This is a genomic window from Ktedonobacteraceae bacterium (genome assembly GCA_035653615.1).
GTDB lineage: Bacteria > Chloroflexota > Ktedonobacteria > Ktedonobacterales > Ktedonobacteraceae > DASRBN01.
Genome location: DASRBN010000031.1, coordinates 114,255 through 133,900 on the forward strand (window position 1 = coordinate 114,255; position 19,646 = coordinate 133,900).

General features: G+C 52.7%; 16 protein-coding genes. 13 read left to right on the plus strand and 3 right to left on the minus strand.

Annotation, left to right across the window (positions count from 1 at the left end):
- Positions 1-256: 256 nt before the first annotated feature.
- The 3 genes from VFA09_16885 to VFA09_16895 form a co-directional block, all read right to left on the minus strand.
- On the minus strand, positions 257-1,258 hold the full coding sequence (locus VFA09_16885) for a zinc ribbon domain-containing protein (protein ID HZU68953.1): 1,002 nt from the start codon (positions 1,256-1,258) through the stop codon (positions 257-259).
- Positions 1,259-1,417: 159 nt separating this feature from the next.
- Positions 1,418-2,521, minus strand: a complete 1,104-nt coding sequence (locus VFA09_16890) for a sigma-70 family RNA polymerase sigma factor (GenBank protein ID HZU68954.1) — start codon at positions 2,519-2,521, stop codon at positions 1,418-1,420.
- Positions 2,522-3,022: 501 nt separating this feature from the next.
- Positions 3,023-3,364, minus strand: coding sequence for a DUF2171 domain-containing protein (locus VFA09_16895; GenBank protein HZU68955.1), 342 nt, complete (start codon positions 3,362-3,364; stop codon positions 3,023-3,025).
- A 194-nt stretch (positions 3,365-3,558) separates the two neighbouring features.
- On the opposite strand from VFA09_16895, the gene VFA09_16900 reads away from it, so the two are divergent.
- From VFA09_16900 to VFA09_16960, 13 genes are all read left to right on the plus strand, one after another.
- Positions 3,559-4,155 (plus strand): acyltransferase, encoded by a 597-nt coding sequence (locus VFA09_16900; protein HZU68956.1) that lies wholly within the window; start codon positions 3,559-3,561, stop codon positions 4,153-4,155.
- Between the two features lie 159 nt (positions 4,156-4,314).
- Positions 4,315-5,430 carry a DegT/DnrJ/EryC1/StrS family aminotransferase gene (locus VFA09_16905; protein HZU68957.1) on the plus strand — a complete coding sequence of 372 codons (1,116 nt, stop codon included), beginning with the start codon at positions 4,315-4,317 and terminating at the stop codon, positions 5,428-5,430.
- A complete protein-coding gene (locus VFA09_16910) occupies positions 5,421-6,458 on the plus strand; it encodes a Gfo/Idh/MocA family oxidoreductase (protein HZU68958.1) in 1,038 nt (345 codons plus the stop codon). Before VFA09_16905 ends, VFA09_16910 begins: the two co-directional genes overlap by 10 nt.
- Positions 6,455-7,882 (plus strand): nucleotide sugar dehydrogenase, encoded by a 1,428-nt coding sequence (locus tag VFA09_16915; GenBank protein ID HZU68959.1) that lies wholly within the window; start codon positions 6,455-6,457, stop codon positions 7,880-7,882. The genes VFA09_16910 and VFA09_16915 overlap by 4 nt, the downstream gene beginning before the upstream one ends.
- A complete protein-coding gene (gene wecB / locus VFA09_16920; protein ID HZU68960.1) occupies positions 7,882-8,931 on the plus strand; it encodes a UDP-N-acetylglucosamine 2-epimerase (non-hydrolyzing) in 1,050 nt (349 codons plus the stop codon). The genes VFA09_16915 and wecB overlap by 1 nt, the downstream gene beginning before the upstream one ends.
- 43 nt (positions 8,932-8,974) lie before the next feature.
- Positions 8,975-10,264 (plus strand): glycosyltransferase family 4 protein, encoded by a 1,290-nt coding sequence (locus VFA09_16925; protein HZU68961.1) that lies wholly within the window; start codon positions 8,975-8,977, stop codon positions 10,262-10,264.
- 93 nt (positions 10,265-10,357) lie between these two features.
- Complete coding sequence (locus tag VFA09_16930) at positions 10,358-11,065, plus strand: sugar transferase (GenBank protein HZU68962.1); 708 nt, start codon at positions 10,358-10,360, stop codon at positions 11,063-11,065.
- A 40-nt stretch (positions 11,066-11,105) separates the two neighbouring features.
- The gene (locus VFA09_16935) at positions 11,106-12,281 is read left to right on the plus strand and encodes a DegT/DnrJ/EryC1/StrS family aminotransferase (GenBank protein HZU68963.1); all 1,176 of its coding nucleotides are present in this window, start codon (positions 11,106-11,108) and stop codon (positions 12,279-12,281) included.
- Positions 12,282-12,305: 24 nt separating this feature from the next.
- Positions 12,306-13,490 (plus strand): SDR family NAD(P)-dependent oxidoreductase, encoded by a 1,185-nt coding sequence (locus VFA09_16940; GenBank protein HZU68964.1) that lies wholly within the window; start codon positions 12,306-12,308, stop codon positions 13,488-13,490.
- 57 nt (positions 13,491-13,547) lie between these two features.
- Positions 13,548-15,278 (plus strand): Wzz/FepE/Etk N-terminal domain-containing protein, encoded by a 1,731-nt coding sequence (locus tag VFA09_16945; protein ID HZU68965.1) that lies wholly within the window; start codon positions 13,548-13,550, stop codon positions 15,276-15,278.
- 12 nt (positions 15,279-15,290) lie between these two features.
- Positions 15,291-17,363 (plus strand): DUF4012 domain-containing protein, encoded by a 2,073-nt coding sequence (locus VFA09_16950; protein HZU68966.1) that lies wholly within the window; start codon positions 15,291-15,293, stop codon positions 17,361-17,363.
- A gap of 62 nt (positions 17,364-17,425) precedes the next feature.
- Positions 17,426-18,136: a CpsB/CapC family capsule biosynthesis tyrosine phosphatase gene (locus tag VFA09_16955; GenBank protein ID HZU68967.1), complete on the plus strand. Its 711-nt coding sequence runs from the start codon at positions 17,426-17,428 to the stop codon at positions 18,134-18,136.
- A gap of 156 nt (positions 18,137-18,292) precedes the next feature.
- Positions 18,293-19,645 (plus strand): O-antigen ligase family protein, encoded by a 1,353-nt coding sequence (locus VFA09_16960; GenBank protein ID HZU68968.1) that lies wholly within the window; start codon positions 18,293-18,295, stop codon positions 19,643-19,645.
- The last annotated feature ends 1 nt before the right edge of the window (position 19,646 follow it).

Sequence of the window (19,646 nt, forward strand, 5' to 3'; positions counted from 1 at the left end):
AATACAAGATACTTCCTTGGTCAATAACCAGAATGAGCGAGACGCAATGTATGAACCTTTGTATTGCGTGATCAAAAATGTCTCGCAGTAGTATAGACGATTTCATGATGTATCGCAATGGGAGATGGGGACAAAAGTAGCCATTTTGGATGTTTGCTACGAGGGTTCCCTTATTTGAGGGTGACCATGAGGCGACCGCCAGGGTATGTATTGCTCCTGGCGGTCGCTCTGTTTTTTTGTCCCTTGATGGCTCTTATTAGAACAGGCCGATGTCGTTGGCCAGATCGCCAAGCCCACCAAGCAGTCCATCTCCCTCGTCGCGGCGTTCGTATCTATCCCGCTCGAAGTCGCGTTCTATTCCATGCATCAGCATTTCGCCGCCAATGATAGCGGCAGCACCGCCGAGGGCGCCCATGGCGTATTTCCCGCCATCTCCCTGCAACATACCGCCGAATCCCCCCTGTTGCCCTTGCATTGGTGTGTATGAGGGCGTTGGGACAATTCCTGCCAGGCTGGTGTGGCAACCGGGGCAGTTGGGAGTTCCAACCGGAGCCATTGCCATGCATGTTGGGCAGCGCAGCACCATCGGTTGCTGCCCAACCATGGGCTGTTGCTGGTAGCCTGCCTGACCATACTGTTGCTGGTACTGGGGGTTATATTGCGGTTGTCCATATTGTTGCTGGTACGGCTGTTGTTGGTAGGGTTGCTGTTGATAAGGCTGCTGCTGGTACGGTTGGTACTGTGGCTGGCCATATGGTTGGGAATAGGGCTGTGACTGCGGATATTGCCCGGTTTGCCCATAGGCGGTTTGGGGAGCAGGAGTGCCCGTGGCTATAGGGCTGCCACATCCCGCGCAGAACTTCACGCCAGGATTATTTTGTCGCCCGCAGTTCGTGCAAAAGGCGGGCGCCGGCGCTGCCGTCGCAACCTGTGTAGCCGGAGCATGCATACTCTGCCCACAATTCGTACAGAAAGCATTACTGGTTGGAACTTCTGTACCGCATGCGACGCAGGTCTGCGTGAGGGGTTGGGATTGAGATTGTGCGGTGGCAGTCGCGACCTGTGGACTCAATGATGAGCCGCAATGCATACAGAACGCGGCCCCCGCTTTCACCGTTCCACTACAGCGCGGGCAGGTGCTGGTTGCGGCGGTATTGCTCGCGCCCGTGCCGGCTCCTGTTGGCTGTACTGGTGTGCCGCATTCTGGACAAAACTTTTTACCGGTAACATCATGGCCGCAAGAAGTACAGGTTGCCATGGATTTCACCTTCCTTATGACTGAGAATAGACGCCTGTTTAGTCTGATTGCAGTGTAGCACAGTTTGGTCGATTCGTCGAGATAGATTGGTAACTTTTCGGAAATGAAAAAACACCAGGGCAGTATCCTGGTGTTTTTTTCGTCTGGGGAATGAGGCGATCACACGCACTCTCTCAAAGCAGCGTTCCCGCTAATACCGCGCAACTTCATGAGGGCTACCACCTCAAGCTGGCGCACACGTTCGCGGGAGATGCCCAGTTCTTTGCCAACCTCAAGCAAGGTGCGGCTGCGTCCATCGCCAATGCCATAGCGGAGAGTAATCACCGCACGTTCGCGGGGTGTAAGTAGCGCAAGTGCGCGATGTAGTTCTTCGCCGAGCAGGTGTTGCGAGGCGGTTTCTGCCGGGGCTGGAGCCGCGCTGTCTTCCAATGTATCGGCCAGGGAGTAGCGCGCCTCATCATCGACAGGCGCATCCAGTGAAACTGGCTGCTCAATGATACCAAGCAAATCAACAACTTCTTCCAGATTGATGTTGCATGCCTCTGCAATTTGCTCGGGCAACGGATCAAGGCCGTTCTCCTGTGATAGCTGGGCGGCAACCCGTCGTACTTTCCGCAGGCGTGTGGCTACGTGTTCTGGCAGGTGGATCAGGCGCGATTGTTCGCCTGCTGCGCGGCTGACTGCCTGGCGAATCCACCACGTGGCATAGGTGCCGAAATGGCAGCCGCGGCGGTAATCAAATTTCTCCGCGGCGCGCATGAGCCCCAGATTGCCCTCTTGAATAAGATCGATAAGTGGGACGCCCGTGCTGGTATAGCGGCGCGCGATGGCGATGACCAGGCGCAGGTTTGATTCGATCAGCTTGCGGCGCGCCATTTCATCACCGGCTGCGGCGCTACGAGCCAGTTCGATTTCCTCGGCGTGGGTGAGTAGACCCAGGCCACGAATATCGCGCAGGTAGCTCTGAAAAGCATCCTCAGAGCCTTGCGCTGTGCGAGTACTCGCCGACCGCGTGCGCCGTTCGCGTAAAGTTAGTTCTTCCAGTACTTCATTTTCACCAATATCATCAGTTTCATCAAGCAGCGTGTCTTCCATATCTTCTATAGAAGGATCTGCAACCAGAGGTTCAGTATCGCGCTTAGAAGTGGATGTAACCAGGAATGTATCCAGATGGGTTTCCAATTCTTGAGCGGTCGCAGGGAATACCGCGGGCGCAGCCAGTATAGAACTAAAAACATCGCTCGTAGGATCGACTATTGCCATAATTCCACGCTCCCTTCGGGAAACTTACCGACAAAATCAGCTGTCGGACTCCTCCGTGTGGCCTCGTGGTCAGCACTCACAGGCCGGAGAGCAAACTAGTGCTGAACGTGCGTTTATGCTTACCCTTTTCCTTCCTTTTCTTCTCTTATTGTATAGAGTAGGCCAGACCATAGCATCAGGTGATTACCCTAGATCAGATCAGGTTCTAACCGTATCTTACGAGATGGAAGCGGGTTCATAAAGTAATACGATACAGCATAATAAACAGTTTTGATCATGTAAAAGCCCAGATAAGGACTTGTTCTTAATACGCAAAAAAATGCCAAATCGTTACGTTGTACTGCTGATTTCAAAGTATCCAGGCAACGGGCTTGATAAGGGCATCTACTGGTATATCACGGCTATTACACATATATGAACTCATTTGACAGTGCGTTTGCCTACTTTCTGGACGTATGAGAATGATGACCATGAAAGTAATCAGGGGTATATCAAAGTCAATCAAGGCTCATCGGGATTGGGATTCTCATTATCGAAAGGGTCATGCACGCCATGCCCGCGATCATAAAAGAGTTGCAACGGCTCGGCCAGGTGATCTTGATAATTGGGGCGTTTATGCCATTCCTTCAGTCTGGCCGTTTCGGCATCCATGGAAAGGTTTACACGGTCATTCGTGACTGAAGTGATGGCGTCGTAGGGAATGTAGCGATCCGTAGGGAAAAAGTAACCTTTGTGTACGAGAAAAGAATCTTCGTACACTTTCGCGATATGACCAATATCCTGGTCATCGGAGGTATACACATGCATATGCTCGTGAATATCGTGCTGGTTCCAATTGGGCATAGCCTCTTAACCCACTTTCTGTGATGATTTGTTCTGATAGGTTCCACGTTTTTTTATAACCGAAAGTTTCAAGGTACTGCTGGTATGAGGCGTTCGGGGATATATAAAACTTCTTCGATTGATCTGAGTCATATACTGGAAATAGACATGTTTAGAAAAATCTTCATAGGTTAAGGCGGTTGTGGAGGTAAAACGTGGAAGATGTGCATATTCACCCAACGGCAGATGTTGCTCCCGGCGCCCGTATTGGGAAGGGAACACGTATCTGGAATCAAGCGCAGGTGTGCAATGGCGCGTGTATTGGTGCGGATTGCAATCTTGGCAAGAATGTCTACATTGATGTTGATGTGGTGATTGGCGAGCGCGTGAAAATTCAAAATAATGTCTCGGTCTATCATGGTGTGACCATCGAGGATGGAGTCTTCATCGGCCCGCATGCCTGCTTTACCAATGATAAGCTTCCTCGCGCTATTACTCCTGATGGCCTGCTCAAGGGACAGGATGATTGGGAGGTCGGGTTGATACGGGTGTGTACAGGCGCATCGATAGGGGCGGGTTCGATCATTTTACCAGGCGTCACTATCGGTGCATTTGCCATGATTGGCGCAGGCTCGGTCGTGACTCGTTCGGTTCCGGCGCACGCGCTTGTGTATGGCAATCCGGCCCGGCAGCATGGCTACGTGTGTCACTGCGGCCAGCGCCTGCTGGGCGTCGAACAAATCTCCTCAAATCTGGATGGTTTTTGCCTTTCTTGCGACAGGCATGTGAAGATACCCTTTCCTGAAAGATGAGGCGGGCGACCACAAAGGTGCGCCCCAACTGGTATATTCGAACACCTTTTGTTTGAAGGAAATCCCCGTAGGGACAGCGACTTTGCCTGTCCTGGTGCCCCGACGAGGACAGGCACGAGGCGCTGTCCCTACAGAGTGGATTGATAAAGGAACAAGCATATGATTCCAATTGCCCATCCTCTTCCCGGCGCTGAAGAGGAAGCAGCTATTTCGCATGTTTTAGCCTCGGGTCAGCTGGCGCAGGGAGAACAGGTTGCCGCATTCGAAAGGCGTTTTGCCGCGCTCTGCCAGGTGCAGGAGGCCGTAGCGGTTTCTTCGGGCACGGCCGCGCTTCATCTTTCCCTCTTAGCGCACGGCATTGGGGCCGGTGACGAGGTGATTACCACGCCTTTTAGTTTTGCCGCGACCGCTAATGTCATCTTGCTGGCTGGCGCAACCCCCGTATTTGTCGATATCGACCCCGAGACCTACAACATCGACCCGGCGCAGGTTCAGGCGGCAATCACACCGCGCACGAAGGCAATTCTACCCGTGCATCTCTACGGCCATCCTTGCGATATGGAGCGCCTGGAAGCGATTGCCGTGACTAATAACCTGCTGATTATCGAGGATGCGTGTCAGGCACACGCTGCGAGCATACATGGCAAGCCGGTTGGGAGCTATGGCACGGGTTGCTTCTCTTTCTATGCTACCAAAAATATGACGACAGGCGAAGGCGGCATGGTTACAACAAATGATCCCGTTATCGCCAATCGCGTGCGCCTGCTGCGCAACCATGGGCAGGCAGAACGCTATCGCCATGTAGCACAGGGCTACAATTTTCGCATGACCGAGATGCAGGCGGCATTGGGCCTGGCGCAACTTGAAAAGCTGGAACAATTTACGGAACGGCGTATCGCCAATGCCATGTTTTTGACGGAGTGCCTGAGTAAATTCGTCCAGGTACCGGTGGTCTATCCGGAATATCGTCACGTCTTTCACCAGTATACGATTCGGGTGCCGGAGGGCCAGGATCGCGATGAATGGGCCAGGAGATTGCAGGCACGCGGTGTCGGCACCGGAATACATTATCCCTGCCCGATTCATAAGCAACCATTTTACGCATCATCTCCTGGTTTATTTCGCGTATGGAGTCCCTTGAAGAGTGTTTCCGGGGTGCAATTGCCGGTTGCGGAAGTTGCCGCGCAACAGGTGCTATCGTTGCCCGTTCATCCGGCCTTGAAGATGGAAGAACTGAAGAAAATCGCGACGGAGGTTTTAGCGCTATGCGATTGAGGGTAGCGGTTGTGGGTGCCGGTTCAATGGGCATGAATCACCTGCGTGTGTTGCGGGATTTCAGCGATGAACAGGTACTATTGGTAGGTGTAGCGGAAGCGCACGAACCCACGCTGCGGCGCGCAACAGGGCGCTTCTATGTCGCAGGATATACCGATTATCGTGAAATGGTGGAAAAGACCCGTCCAGACCTGGTCGCGGTGGTTGTACCAACCCACCTGCACTATGAGGTTGCCTCTTTTATCCTGGACCGCGGTATCAATGTCTTCATCGAAAAGCCTATGACCGGTACTATCGAGGAAGCGTCGGCGCTAAATGAGCTTGCTCGCGTCCGTGGAGTGAAAATAGCGGTAGGACACATTGAACGCTTCAACCCGGCCATTATACAGCTAAAGCAGCGTCTTGCCGGTGGAGAACTGGGTCAAATCTTTCACCTGCACGCGCGCCGGCTTGGCCCATTTCCCCAGCGTATTCGCGATGTCGGAGTCACGCTTGACCTGGCAACGCACGACATCGATGTCATGCGCTACCTGGCCGATTCTGAGGTCGAGCGGGCCTACGCTGAAACGCAGCGGCGTGTCCACGACCGCCATGAGGATGCGATCCTCGGTATCTTGCGCTTTAGAAACGGGGCGATAGGGATGCTGGATGTCAACTGGCTGACCCCTACGAAAGTGCGCGAATTGAGTATTACCGGCGAGAAAGGCATGTATCTCGTCAACTACCTGATGCAGGACCTCTATTTTTATGAGAACGACTATTCTCCGGCCAACTGGGATACATTGCGCACCCTCAAAGGCGTGAGCGAGGGGACAATGACCCGCCTCAAGGTACAAAAAATGGAGCCGCTGCGCCTGGAATACGAAGATGTGTTTGCCGCGCTATGCAGCGATACACTGCCAACAGTTACCGGTGAGGATGGGCTTGCCGTATTGAAAGTTGCACTGCAACTTTCCGGCGCCTCACTCCCAGGGGTGGACGTAAAACAGCAAATCCATGCAACTGTGAAAGTGAATGCCGAATTATGATGAGCAGGATGGGTGAAGAGAGTAAGGGCGACCCGATTCAAACGGTGGCCGTAGTTGGGCTCGGCAAAATTGGCTTACCGCTTGCTGTGCAATATGCCATGCACGGACGAAAGGTGATTGGTTGCGATATTAATCCCGAGGTAGTTGCTACGGTCAACGCCGGGCGAACGCATATCCAGGAGGAAGCGGAACTTGCTTTTGAGGTTCCCAGGCTGGTACGGGAGGGCTTGCTCCGCGCAACGACGGACACTACGAATGCGGTTCGCCAGTCCCAGGTGGTCGTCATAATTGTGCCGGTAGTTGTTGATGCCTGGCACGAGATACATTTCGCTGCGATAGATGTGGCCACAGCTGCCATTGGAGCAGGTCTGCAACCCGGCTCGCTGGTGATCTACGAAACAACTTTGCCCGTGGGCACTACGGCTCGACGGTTTCGCCAGATGCTTGAAGGAGCTTCACGCCTCGAGGCGGGTAAAGATTTTTACCTTGCGTATAGCCCGGAACGGGTGGCATCCGGGCATATCTTCAGAGACCTGCGTATGTATCCAAAGGTAATCGGTGCTATCGACGAGAGTAGCCTGGCCGCGGCAGAGTCGTTTTATCGCTCTGTGCTGGATACAGAAATTATTACCATGGCTTCAACAGATGAGGCCGAGTTTGTGAAACTCATCGAGACAACCTACCGCGATGTCAATATCGCCCTGGCAAACGAGTTCGCTTGCTACGCCGATATGCAGGGGTTGAACGTGAACGCGGCTATAGCGGCTGCCAATACACAGCCGTATTCCCATATTCATACTCCTGGCATTGGCGTCGGCGGCCATTGCATTCCAGTCTATCCTTATTTTCTTTTCAATGGGGTTGAAAAGGCAGTTCTGCGAACGCTGGCCGGTGCCAGTTTGCCGGTGTTGCTTTTGCCACAGTATGCCCGCCAGGTCAATGACGCGATGGCGGAATATGCGGTGCGCAGAGTCGAAGATATCCTTGGATCATTGGTTGGATTGTCTGTCTTGATCCTGGGCGCGGCGTATCGAGGAAATGTGCGGGAGGCGGCGTACACCAGCGCAGGATTGATACGGGACGCGCTGGTAAGGCATGGGGCAACTGTCTATTTGGATGATCCCCTCTTCACTAAAGATGAATTACATGCGCTCGGATTTACCCCTTTTTGTGAAGGGCTTGAGGATGAGGTACGCGCTATTATTCTCCAGGCCGATCACCAGGCCTATCAATCGTTCGATTTTAGCCGCTTTACTCACTGTGAACTCTTGCTCGATGGAAGACGCGCCTTCTCTCGCGAGAACATTGAGTCCCAGGGATTGCGGTATCTGAGTATTGGAGATGGGTGCTACAGAAGAGCTAAATCATTAAAAAGCAATCATAGCTTCGTCTCCGCGATTTCACTTATCAGGAGGAGCGAATAGTGCGGGTAGCATCGATTGTGGGGGCGCGCCCGCAGTTTATAAAGCTTGCGCCGGTCAGTGCCGCGTTACGTCAATTACATGAGGAGATCATCATTCATACGGGGCAGCACTACGATTATCGCATGTCGGCCCAGTTTTTTGATGAGTTGGCAATACCGGTGCCTGACTATAACCTCGGAGTTGGCTCCGGTTCCCACGCTATACAGACCGCACGCATGCTTGAATCCCTCGAGCCGGTTCTAATGCAGGAACGTCCCGACCGGGTCATGGTCTATGGCGATACGAACTCTACACTCGCGGGTGCGTTAGTGGCGGCCAAACTGCATATTCCCATTGCGCATGTTGAAGCAGGGCTGCGCAGCCTTAACCGTGCTATGCCGGAGGAGGTCAATCGAGTTGTAACCGATCATCTTTCAGACCGGCTCTTTTGCCCGACCGAAACGGCCTGCATGCACCTGGAGAGCGAGGGTATTACGCAAGGTGTCGAGTTGGTGGGGGATGTGATGTACGATATGCTGCTGCGCGTACAGCCAGAACTGGAGGCCCGTACCCGGTCGCTTTTATCCACCTATGGTGTCTCGCCGCGAGGCTATCTCTTGCTCACGGTACACCGGCCCGTCAATACCGATGATCCTGAAGCCATGAGCAGTATTGCACAGGCGCTGAATAGACTGGATATGCCGGTTATTTTCCCCCTGCATCCACGCACGCGCAAGCTGATAAAGGAGTACGACATCAAGTGGGGGGACTATATCAGGTTTATCGAGCCGGTGGGGTATCTGGATATGCTGGCGCTCGAAAAGTCCGCGTTTCGTGTGCTTACGGATTCAGGCGGCGTGCAGAAGGAAGCATTTCTGCTGGGTGTGCCCTGTGTCACACTGCGTGAGGAGACGGAATGGATCGAGACGGTTGAAAGCGGGTGGAATATGCTGGCCGGTTGCAGGGTCGAGGCTATTTTGGAAGCGGTAAACAGACTAGAACCTGAGGCATGTGCCATCAATCCATTTGGTAAGGGGGATGCTGCGCTGCGTATAGCACGCGGTTTATAGCTACTATGAGGGATGTAGCGTCCTGGGAGGGAGAAGATGAGAGATGAGCTATATACTGTTTGTAACGCCATATTATCCGCCGGAGAAAACCCCGCCTGCTATACGCATTAGCGAAATGGCACAGCAACTGGTGACGAGGGGCCATCGCGTTACCATCTTAACTACTTTTCCTAACTTTCCATCAGGTGTTGTTCCGCTGGAATACCGGGGCCGCTTCATTCAACATGAAGCTCGTAATGGAGTGCGGATTGTGCGTGCCTGGAGCTACATCACACCAAACAAGGGATTTTTCCGGCGTATTCTGGGGCAGCTTTCATTTGGTTGTATCGCGCCCTTGCTTGGGTGGAAAGACGTTGGTCGTCCGGACCTGATCATTGCCGAATCTCCACCGCTCTTTGATGCTATCGCGGCGCGCCTGTTGGCATGGGGCAAGCGCTGCCCCTACATTTTTACCATTGCCGATCTCTGGCCCGAATCTGCTGTTCAGCTGGGTATGTTGCGGAATCGCGTGGCAATCAGGCTGGCCGAATGGTTGGAGTGGTCGACGTATCAGCGAGCCTGGCGAGTATGGGCGGTAACGCAAGGTATTCGCGATATACTTATCGAGCGCGGTCTTGCCCCCGAACGTGTTTTTCTCCTGACAAATGGCGTCGATATCAACAAATTTCGCCCGCTGTCTCGCGCGCAGGCACGTGCCGAACTCGGCTGGGATAATCGCTTTACCGTTCTCTATGCCGGGACGCATGGAGTGGCACAAGGGCTGAATACAGTACTCGAGGCGGCCCGGAGAATGCAGGACAATGCAGATGTGCGTTTCGTTTTCGCCGGTGATGGCGCTGAGAAAGCCTATTTGATGACTCAGGCCAGCATATGGCACCTGGAAAATGTCTCGTTTCTGGAGCCGCAGTCGCATGAGCGTATGCCATTACTTCTTGCGGCCGCAGATGTGTGCCTGGTGCCTCTACGCAGGATTCCTTTATTTGAGGGAGCGCTGCCGTCCAAGATATACGAAATTATGGCCTGCGCTCGCCCTATCCTGTTAGGCGTCGATGGAGAGGCCAGGCGGCTTGCGGAGCAGGAAGCTGGAGCAGCAATGTATGTGGAACCCGAAAATCCTGCTGCGCTGGTATCTGCGATTCTTTCCCTGCGCCAGAATCCAGAAATTGCCGGGATATTAGGTCGACGCGGGCGCGCATTTGTCGCGTCACGTTATGACCGGGCAAAGCTTTGCGAGACGCTGGAAGCACAAATTGAGGCATTGCCTGGCAGGAAGCAAGCAGCTATCGAGGCAGCGGAGCCGGTTTCCGCAGGCACCGGGACTCGGAGAGGTTAGCTGTGCAATGAAGTATTTAACTTTTTAGACACTTTTATACTGAAAACAGGTAACTATCTATCAGGAAGAAGGGGAAAGGGAAGGAGGTAAGATATGCTGCCCAATCTTCAAGAACACAACGCTCGCATGAATGAAATCATTGGCAATAAGCTTTCAATTGAATATAACCGTAACCTTCCGTATGGGGCAAGATCGGTTGTGCCACGCACCTCTTTTATGTATGCTTGCTGGCAGGTCGCGGTAGACTTTGCCTTTGGACTGCTTGGTGTTCTGCTACTCCTCTTGATTTTGCCGGTTATGGCGCTGCTCATTTACCTGGATTCGCCAGGCCCCATTTTTTACGGCCAGGAACGCCTGGGATATATGGGGAAGCCTTTTCGCATTTACAAGTTCCGTTCAATGCGTCCAGATGCTGAGAGCGATGGCAGGGCAATATGGGCCGCCAGGCATGATACGCGGATCACACGGGTTGGCAGGGTGCTACGTGCCACGCACCTGGACGAACTGCCACAGGCATTCAATATTCTACGCCGCGAGATGAGCCTGGTGGGGCCTCGTCCGGAGCGAGAAGAATTCGCGCGCGAAATGGAGATGCTTGATCCTGCCTATCATGATCGTTTGCTGGTCAAGCCTGGGTTAACGGGCTGGGCGCAGGTCAAATTCGGTTATGGGGAGGGAGATCATAGCGAATTATACAAGCTGCAATATGACCTGTACTATATCGCCCATCGTTCGTGCTGGTTCGATGTTGTCATTATTTTGAAAACACTAGTTGAGGTATTACGCTTTCATGGAAGATAAGAATCGCCCTACGATCAGGAATAAAGTAGGAACTTCCCTGATGAGTAGACGAAAGCCCCGCGGGGCTTTTTTACCATTTGCTATGCCGCATATTACTCAGGCGGAAATTGATGAAGTGGTCGATACGCTGCGTAATGGTTGGTTAACGACCGGGCCGAAGACAAAACGCTTTGAGCGCGAGTTCGCGCGGAAAGTGGACGCTCCTTATGCCATCGCGGTTAATTCTGCTACAGCCGCGCTGCATCTTGCCCTTGATGCGATTGGCCTGCAAGCTGGCGATGAGGTGATTGTGCCGGTCTATACCTTCACGGCCTGTGCGGAGGTGGTGTGCTACTTTCGCGCGCGTCCCGTGTTCGTAGATGTTGACCCTGTCACCTGTAATCTCGATCCTGCCAGGTTGGAGAGCTGCATCACGCCGCGCACGCGGGCAATCATCGTGGTACACCTGGCCGGTTTAGCGGCAGAGATGGATGAAATACTGGCTATCGCGCATAAAAATCATCTACCGGTCATCGAGGATGCCGCGCACGCTTTTCCTGCCAGCTATCGCGGGCGCAAGATTGGTTCGATAGGGGACTTTACCGCATTCAGCTTTTATGCGACGAAGCCCTTATCTACAGGCGAAGGGGGTATGCTTACTACAGCAAATCCTGCCTATGCGGAACATGCTGCCATGATGTCTCTTCATGGTATTAGCCATGACGCCTGGAAACGCTATAGCGCCGAGGGCTCCTGGTATTATGAAGTGCTGCGTGCTGGCTATAAATATAACATGACCGATGTCGCGGCTGCCATTGGGTTGCATCAGCTGGCGCGCAGTGAGTGGTTATGGGAAAGGCGACGGGCGATTGCGCATCGCTACACAGAGGCATTTTCGCGCTGGCCTGAGCTGGAAACCCCGCCTGAGCCGCAGCATATCCAGCATGCCTGGCATCTCTACCTGTTGCGCCTGAGGCCGGAGCGTCTTTCTATTTCACGCGACGAATTCATCCGGGAACTAACGAGGGCAAATATCGGGACAAGCGTTCATTTTATTCCTCTCCACCTGCATCCTTTCTATCGAGAGACGTACCGGCTAAGTCCCGACGACTTCCCCGTGGCTCTGGAAGCATACCGGCGCACTATCTCGCTACCTATTTATCCCGGTATGACTACCGGTGATATTGAGGATGTCATCGCAGCGGTGGAACGCGTCATTGAAGCACATGGAAAATAGTGAAAGGAGTGAGTGGTGGAAGGCATGTATAAGCAGAGAGGGGGAAGGGCTATACGGGGCCTGATAAAGACGATCATGCCGGGATTGTACTCGAAAGGAGTTTCTGGTGATAGGCGCTTACTCGATATGGATTTTGCCGATCTGTTGGAACGAGAAGTCATTGCTCTTCAATCGGGCGAGGCGAAAGCAGTTTTGAGGAAAAAAGTCATTCTGGTAACCGGGGCAGCGGGGTCAATTGGTTCAGAATTGTGCAAGCAATTGCTGGAGTATGAGCCAGAAATGTTGATTGCGCTTGATACCAATGAGACCGGACTTTTTGATCTCGCAAATAGCGTGCGTTCCTATGCCAATGGAGGGTTGTTATTTCCATTTATCGGCGATATAAAGGATTTTCTACGGATATCTCGCCTGTTTGCGCAAGCTCGCCCTCAGATCATTTTCCACGCGGCGGCTTATAAGCATGTGCCCTTGCTCGAACAATTTCCCGACCAGGCTGTGCAAACGAATGCCATTGCTACTTACCAGCTTTGCCAAACGGCACAGAAATATGGAGTGGAGCGCTTCACTTATATTTCGAGCGATAAGGCCGCGGCCCCTGTCAGCGTGCTGGGCGCATCAAAGCGTTTGGGAGAGGTCATTGTGCAGTCGTTCGCGCAATCGGCGAGCTACAATACGCAATTTTGTGCCGTGCGTTTTGGCAATGTGATTGGAAGCCGCGGAAGCGTGGTTCCTATTTTCGCGGGCCAGATCGAGTGCGGTGGGCCAGTAACTGTCACCGATCCAGAAGCCACTCGCTATTTCATGACCGTCGCCGAAGCCTGTGGCCTGGTAATTATGACCTCTGCTATAGCAGAACAGGGTGGGCTTTATATGCTGGATATGGGAGAGCCTGTTCGCATACTGGATCTCGCGAAAAAGATGATTCACCTGTGTGGTTTGCGCGAAGGACTGGATATCCCCATCATGTATACGGGTTTACGTCCCGGTGAGCGTCTTCACGAGACGTTAGTGGCGGCCAACGAAGAGCCTGTTCCCACGATTCATAGCAAAATCCTGAGAGTAGTTCATACCCATGAGCTGCCTGCGCTCTCGACGATTACGCAGTGGATGCAGACTCTGGAGAAGAGCCTGCAGAGCGAGAGCCTGGAGCAACTGCGCGAGCAGCTTTTTGAGATGGTGCAGGTTCATGAGTTGGTGACCACAAAATAAAAAAGCAGTGTCAATTCCTGTAGAAACGGTGGCACCCGGTAATGAGGAGTGAGAGAAATGACCTTTGCACAATATTGGGCGGTGATAACAAAGCGGTGGAAGTTGATTCTTTCCTGCTTCATAGTGGTAGGGCTGGGGACATTTATCGTCAGTAAGCTTATGACTCCCCTCTACCAATCATCCGTGCTTGTAGAGGTTGCTATCCAGACGGGTAGCAGCCAGGCCGATTACAATAGCTTGCTGGCGAGCGATCAGCTTGTTCAAACGGAGGCAGAGTTAGCGACCAGTGATTCCGTACTGCGTGAGGTTGCTACGCATTATCCTGGTTTAACGGAGCAACAACTCGCCGGCGAAGTAACATCAACAACAAAAATCAATACACAGCTTTTCGAGATCGATGTGCTGGATGCAAGTCCAAAGCGGGCCTCAGACCTGGCAAATGATGTTGCGCAGACCTTGATCAAGCAGCAGTTGCAGCTGGTGCAGCAAAACAACCACCTTGCACAGCAACAACTGCAGCAGGACCTGAATAATACGCAGCAAGAGATCGGCAATGTCTCCAATCAGATAGCAGCATTGCAGGCGCAGGGAGAAAACCACACCCGTATCGCTGCCCTGCAAGCCCAGCTCAGCGGGTTGCAACAACACTATAACCAGTGGGAAACCGCCCTGGCACAACTCGAGTTAACGCAGGCACAGGGTGGAGATTTCTTACGTATCGTTCAGCCCGCCCAACCGGCCACCAGGCCTGCGCAGCCAAATGTGCTTCTGAATAGCGCGGCAGGTCTGGTGGCCGGTTTATTCCTGGGTATATTGCTGGCGCTACTTTTTGAGAATCTGGACACCCGCGTGCATTCAACCGAGGAACTGGGCGAATTATTGGACTTGCCCGTACTTGCAACCATCTGGCGGGCTACAAGTAACAACCGGGAAGATGTGATTAATCCGACCGGCCACAATGCTAATAACGAGGCCTATCGTATCTTACGCACCAATATTGGTTTCTCAGGGATTGATAAACCGCTGCGTTCTTTGATAATCACCAGTGCGGTTCCCCGCGACGGTAAAAGCGTTGTTGCTGCCAACCTGGCGATTTTTATGGCAAAGGCCGGCAAGAATACGCTGCTTGTCGATGCAGACCTGCGTCTCCCTACTTTGCACGAGAAGTTTGATTTTCCAGGGGACAAAATGGGCTTGAGCAATGCTATTCTGGCCTTTAGTGCTGCCACAATCCCTCAATCTCCTCTACAGCAACATGCTGTTCCTGGTGGGCTTGCCAGGCAACAGGGTGTTGTTTCCATAGCCTCTCCGGCGCTTGATCCTTTTGTCCACTCTGTAGGTATTCCAAACCTGCGTTTTATGCCATCTGGTCCGCTTCCGCCCAATCCTTCGGAATTACTTGACTCGAAGGCTATGGACCGTCTCTTTAAGGCAATTGAGAATTACGGAGTTGAAGTGGTCATCTTTGATACCCCACCGATACTGGGTTTATCCGATGCCAGCATTCTGGCCTCAAAAGTAGATGGAGTACTGATCGTCGCGGATATCAATCGGGCCAATAAGAAGAATCTCAAGCAGGTGAAGGCTATTTTGATGCAGGCGGGCGCGCGTATTGTCGGCTGTGTTGCCAATAAGCAGCGCCAGGCCCGTCACGATAAATCTTACTCCTACTACTATTACTATCATGGTGATGAGCAAAAGCGTAATGGTCGGCAGAGCCAGGCTCCCCAGCTTTCTGAGGCTCCCACTTCACCCGTGAGTATTTTCGGCGTGGCCCACAAGCGATGAGGAGAGCCAGGAATGAATTTTCACAACCAGATGAGGCGCCCCAGTAGGGACAGCGGTTGGTCCCTGTCCCGGTCGGAGTACAAGGACAGGGACCAACCGCTGTCCCTACTGGGGCGCCAGTACGTGAGGAAAGGGAGATGGCAAGGTCCCAGAAAGCTGTATCTCCTGGCTTTAGTGCTTTTGTTGTTGGGCCTGCTGCTATCAGTACTGGGGGTCGCCGGAAATCAGATCTATCATTCGGACTATCAGCAGTATCTCTCTCTGGCGGAGGCGGGAATGCAACACCTGCGCTCGGCGGAAACTCTTTTAGAATCGCTGCCTCAGAAGCCTTTTGACGCCGGTACTATCAAATCCGCCCGGCAAGAATTTGCTGCCGCGCATACCTTGTTTGCTCAATTAGAGGGCGACCTGCAATCAATTCCGGGAGTAAGTACACTTATCCCCGTCTACGGGGTGCGCTTGAGTACGGCCTTACACCTGGCCTCTGCCGCGGCAGCGTTATCTCAAGCCGGGATGATCGGCTGTACAATCCTGGGCGTAGTCACGACAGCCTTTAGCGATCCATTGAACACAAAGGCGCATGGGTTGACGATGGCGAATTTGAGCCTGATAGATCGCGATTTTGAGCAGGTGAAAGCCTCTTTTGGCCAGGCGCTTGGCGAGGTGAGCCAGGTTCATCCCAACGACGTGCAGTTCATGTCACAAATCGCTGCCACATTTGCGACATTCCAGAGGAATGTACCCATGCTTAAGGCCTGGCTGGATGCGCTTGGGAATCTTCTCCCTGTGCTGCCCGCAATTTTGGGCATCAGCTCTCCGGCAAATTACTTGATCGAGGTGCTTGATTCGACCGAATTGAGGCCGGCGGGTGGTTTCATTGGCAACTATGGTATTGCCACGCTTTCCGGTGGGCGGCTGGCCTCTACCCACATCACCGACGTAGATTTGCTTGATAAGCCTTACGAAATGGCCGGGCATCGTATCGCTTACCCGCTATCATATACCTGGTTTCAGCATTACCTGGTTCCGTCTACCTGGAGTTTTCGCGACTCCAATCTCGACGCCGATTTCCCAACGGCTGCCAGGTATGGGGAAGCAACGTACAAACAGGAAGGTGGCAATATTGCTGTACAGGGCGTGATTGCCATTACCCCCGCGCTCATTCAAAAGGCGCTCGCTATCACCGGCCCGATCTACGTCCCCGAGTACAAAGAGATGGTTAGCGCCCAGAACCTTGTTGCCCTGATCCATTTTCACCAGCTTGGAGGAAGCGCCGCCGGCGAAGGAAGCGACCTGATTCCCTCGCCCGATGGACATTCATCGCTGCGCAAACGCTTTACAGAGTTATTAGCGGAGCATTTTTTTGCTCGTGTTCAGCAACTTTCCGCCAAAGCATTGCCGGAGTTCCTGCAGCTGATGGCGAATTCGTTGCGCACCAAAGATATTCAAATGTATTTCAACGCCGCCGGCGCGGAGCATATCCTGCAACTCCTGGGTGTGGATGGGACGATTCAATCGCCGCCGGGAGATCACCTGTTCATAGTAGATGCCAATATTTCACCCAATAAAGCGAACAGTTTTATTGTGACGACGGTGAATGACCAGGTGACTATTGATGCCCAGGGGAATGCGCATCACCGTACCAGCATCAGCTATGCCTGGACATTGCCGGGAAAAAACTATGGCTCTCCTACCTACCGCGACTATACGCGCGTCTATGCCCCATTGGATAGCATCTTAACTGACCAGCATGGCTGGCTGCCACAAGGAACCAGTAAAGCTTTTGGCAGCGAGGTCTGGGCCGGATTTTTTACCCTGGTCTATGGTCAGACCCGTATGATTACCCTGGTCTGGACCAGCCCTGGCGTGGCTAAAAAGGACCCGAACGGCTGGAACTATCAAGATTTATTACAACGGCAAGCCGGGACGCAGCGCCTGCTAAAAATGCAGCTAGTACTCCCGTCATGCAGCATCATCGCCGGCAAATCCGTGGGTTTCGTATCCGAGGACGGCCATATGGCTATACTGAGTGAAGCCTGGAATGAAGATATCAATGTAGGGCTTGATTATCAGGCCTGCGGATGACGAGGTCAGATTTGCGGCGATAAGTAAACTGTAAATTAGAAAGTGGGGTGGGGAAAGGGATCATGATCGATACGCACCTGCATATCTTGCCCGGCGTTGATGATGGGCCGGAGTCGTTGGAGGAAGCACTGGCGCTGGCACGCGTGCTGGTGCAGGAGGGTATCTCCGCCGCAATTGCGACCCCCCATTATAACGATGAGTTCCCGCGGCGCTCGGCTGCGGAAATTGCAGCCCGTGTCTATGATATGCAATACGCGCTGAATCGTAGCGGTATCCCATTACGTCTCTTTCCCGGTCACGAAGCGCTTATCAAGCCAGGATTGCTGGAAGATATCCAGGCTGGCCGGCTCGCGACGCTCAATGGCAGTCGCTACCTGCTGCTGGAATTGTGGAACAATGCATGGCTGCCTGAAACGGAGCGCGTGATTTTTGAGCTGCGAGCTGGCGGTATTGTGCCGGTAATTGCTCATCCCGAGCGCTATCGCGCTATCCAGCAGGACTCATCTCGTCTAGCTGCGTTACAGCGGCAGGGAGTGTTAGCCCAATTGACGGCCAGCAGTCTGATAGGTATGCAGGGACGAACGACGAGGCGCTGCGCCGAAATGCTTCTCAAGAAAGGGTTGATTCATTGTATCGCCAGCGACGCGCATGGGCTGCGGAAGCGAGTGCCCGGCGTTGCGCGGGGCTTGCAGTGCGCCGAGAAATTGCTTGACAGGTCTTCTATCTATCGCATGATAGAGGGCCAGCCGGCAGCAATTGTGAGTAACAGGTAATGTGGTTGTAGCGGTGTAGGGTTGCTTGCTAATATAACAGGCTCGATAGGAAATAGAGTGGTGTTGAAAAGCGGTATATTCGGGCAAAGAACTATAGGCGAAAAAGGAACAGGTCTATTATCTCCCTCTTCTATTTTTCCTCTGATGGGGCTGCTATTGGCGGTCGTATTGGCTGTTATACTGGGGAGAAGAGATGAGGCTACAGATGCGTTTATTGCCGGGGCTATTTTATTCGCGCTTGTGCTTATCCTACAACAGCATGAATTAGCTGTAGTGATGGTAATTGCCGTTCATCTCTACATAGACTGGTATCTGGGATACAATTTAGCCGCATTGGTCATGGAATTTCTGTTACTGGGCGCCCTCTTTTTAGCTCGAACAGCCAGGTACCACTGGACGGTTCCGCAAGGTCTATGGCTCTGGGGGCTATTGCTAGCAGTCAGTCTATTGCCCGCGACCCAGGGAATTACCCTTTCTGATGGTTTTTACTACTATTTCAATGTTATTTTTAATTCGTTCATGATATTCTGGATAGGATTAGTTCTCGCCAGAAATATTGCATCTGTTCGACGCTTTTTCGAGATATTTTCGGCCTTTTGTACACTGATGGCTATTCATACCATCATTCAGGCTACGACCGGTATATTTCTGCTTGCTTCATCGCGCTTTAACGCTTACCTGGCGCTGGTGTCAGATTATACACTGGCTTATTCGGATATCCAGCGCGCGGGATCATTTTTTGTGAACCCTGATTCGAGCGGCAGTTTCTTTGGCATCGTAATCTTTGTTCCCCTTTGCCTCTTTTTTTGCAGTCGTTCTTTGCCCAGGAAACTCTTCTACCTTGCCGAATTGCTGCTGATGTTAGTAGCATTGCTTTTCACGTATAGTACCGGCGGGTGGGTGGCAGCAGCAGCTGGTTTCCTGGTTTTTATGCTATTTGTTGGTCATAACCGCTACCGTTTGCTACTGCCATTTTTCTTTGTCCTCATTATCTTTGCATTAATAACTTTTTTCCCTGAGCAAATCAACCTGCAAATCCAGCATGCGCTTACTCCGAGCGAGGCCTCGTTACGCGAAGCCGCATGGCAGACGGGAATACAAGTCATCCGTGCCTTTCCTTTAACGGGTATAGGCCTGGGTCGTTATGACTATATTGTGAGAGCAGACCCCTATCGAGTACCACAACAATACCGGCCTCTGGCCCATCCGCATAATTCGTATATCGAACTCGCGGCTTTAGGTGGTGTGCCAATCCTACTCATTTTTATGGCGCTGCTTGCATTTACATTCTGGCTGGGAGTTCGCAACTGGCACCGGATAAAGGGGCAGGCAAGTTCGTTATATGCCGGCGGCCTGGCTCTTGTAGTTGCTTTAAGCGTTAATAGCATGTTCATTCCCGGATGGACTCTCCCACCCCTGGTGGTGATAGGCTGGTTGATTCTTGGTATCATCTCTTCTCCTTTGCCTTTCAAAAATCAGGCTGTCGAAACGGAGAAGAAGAATACGTAGT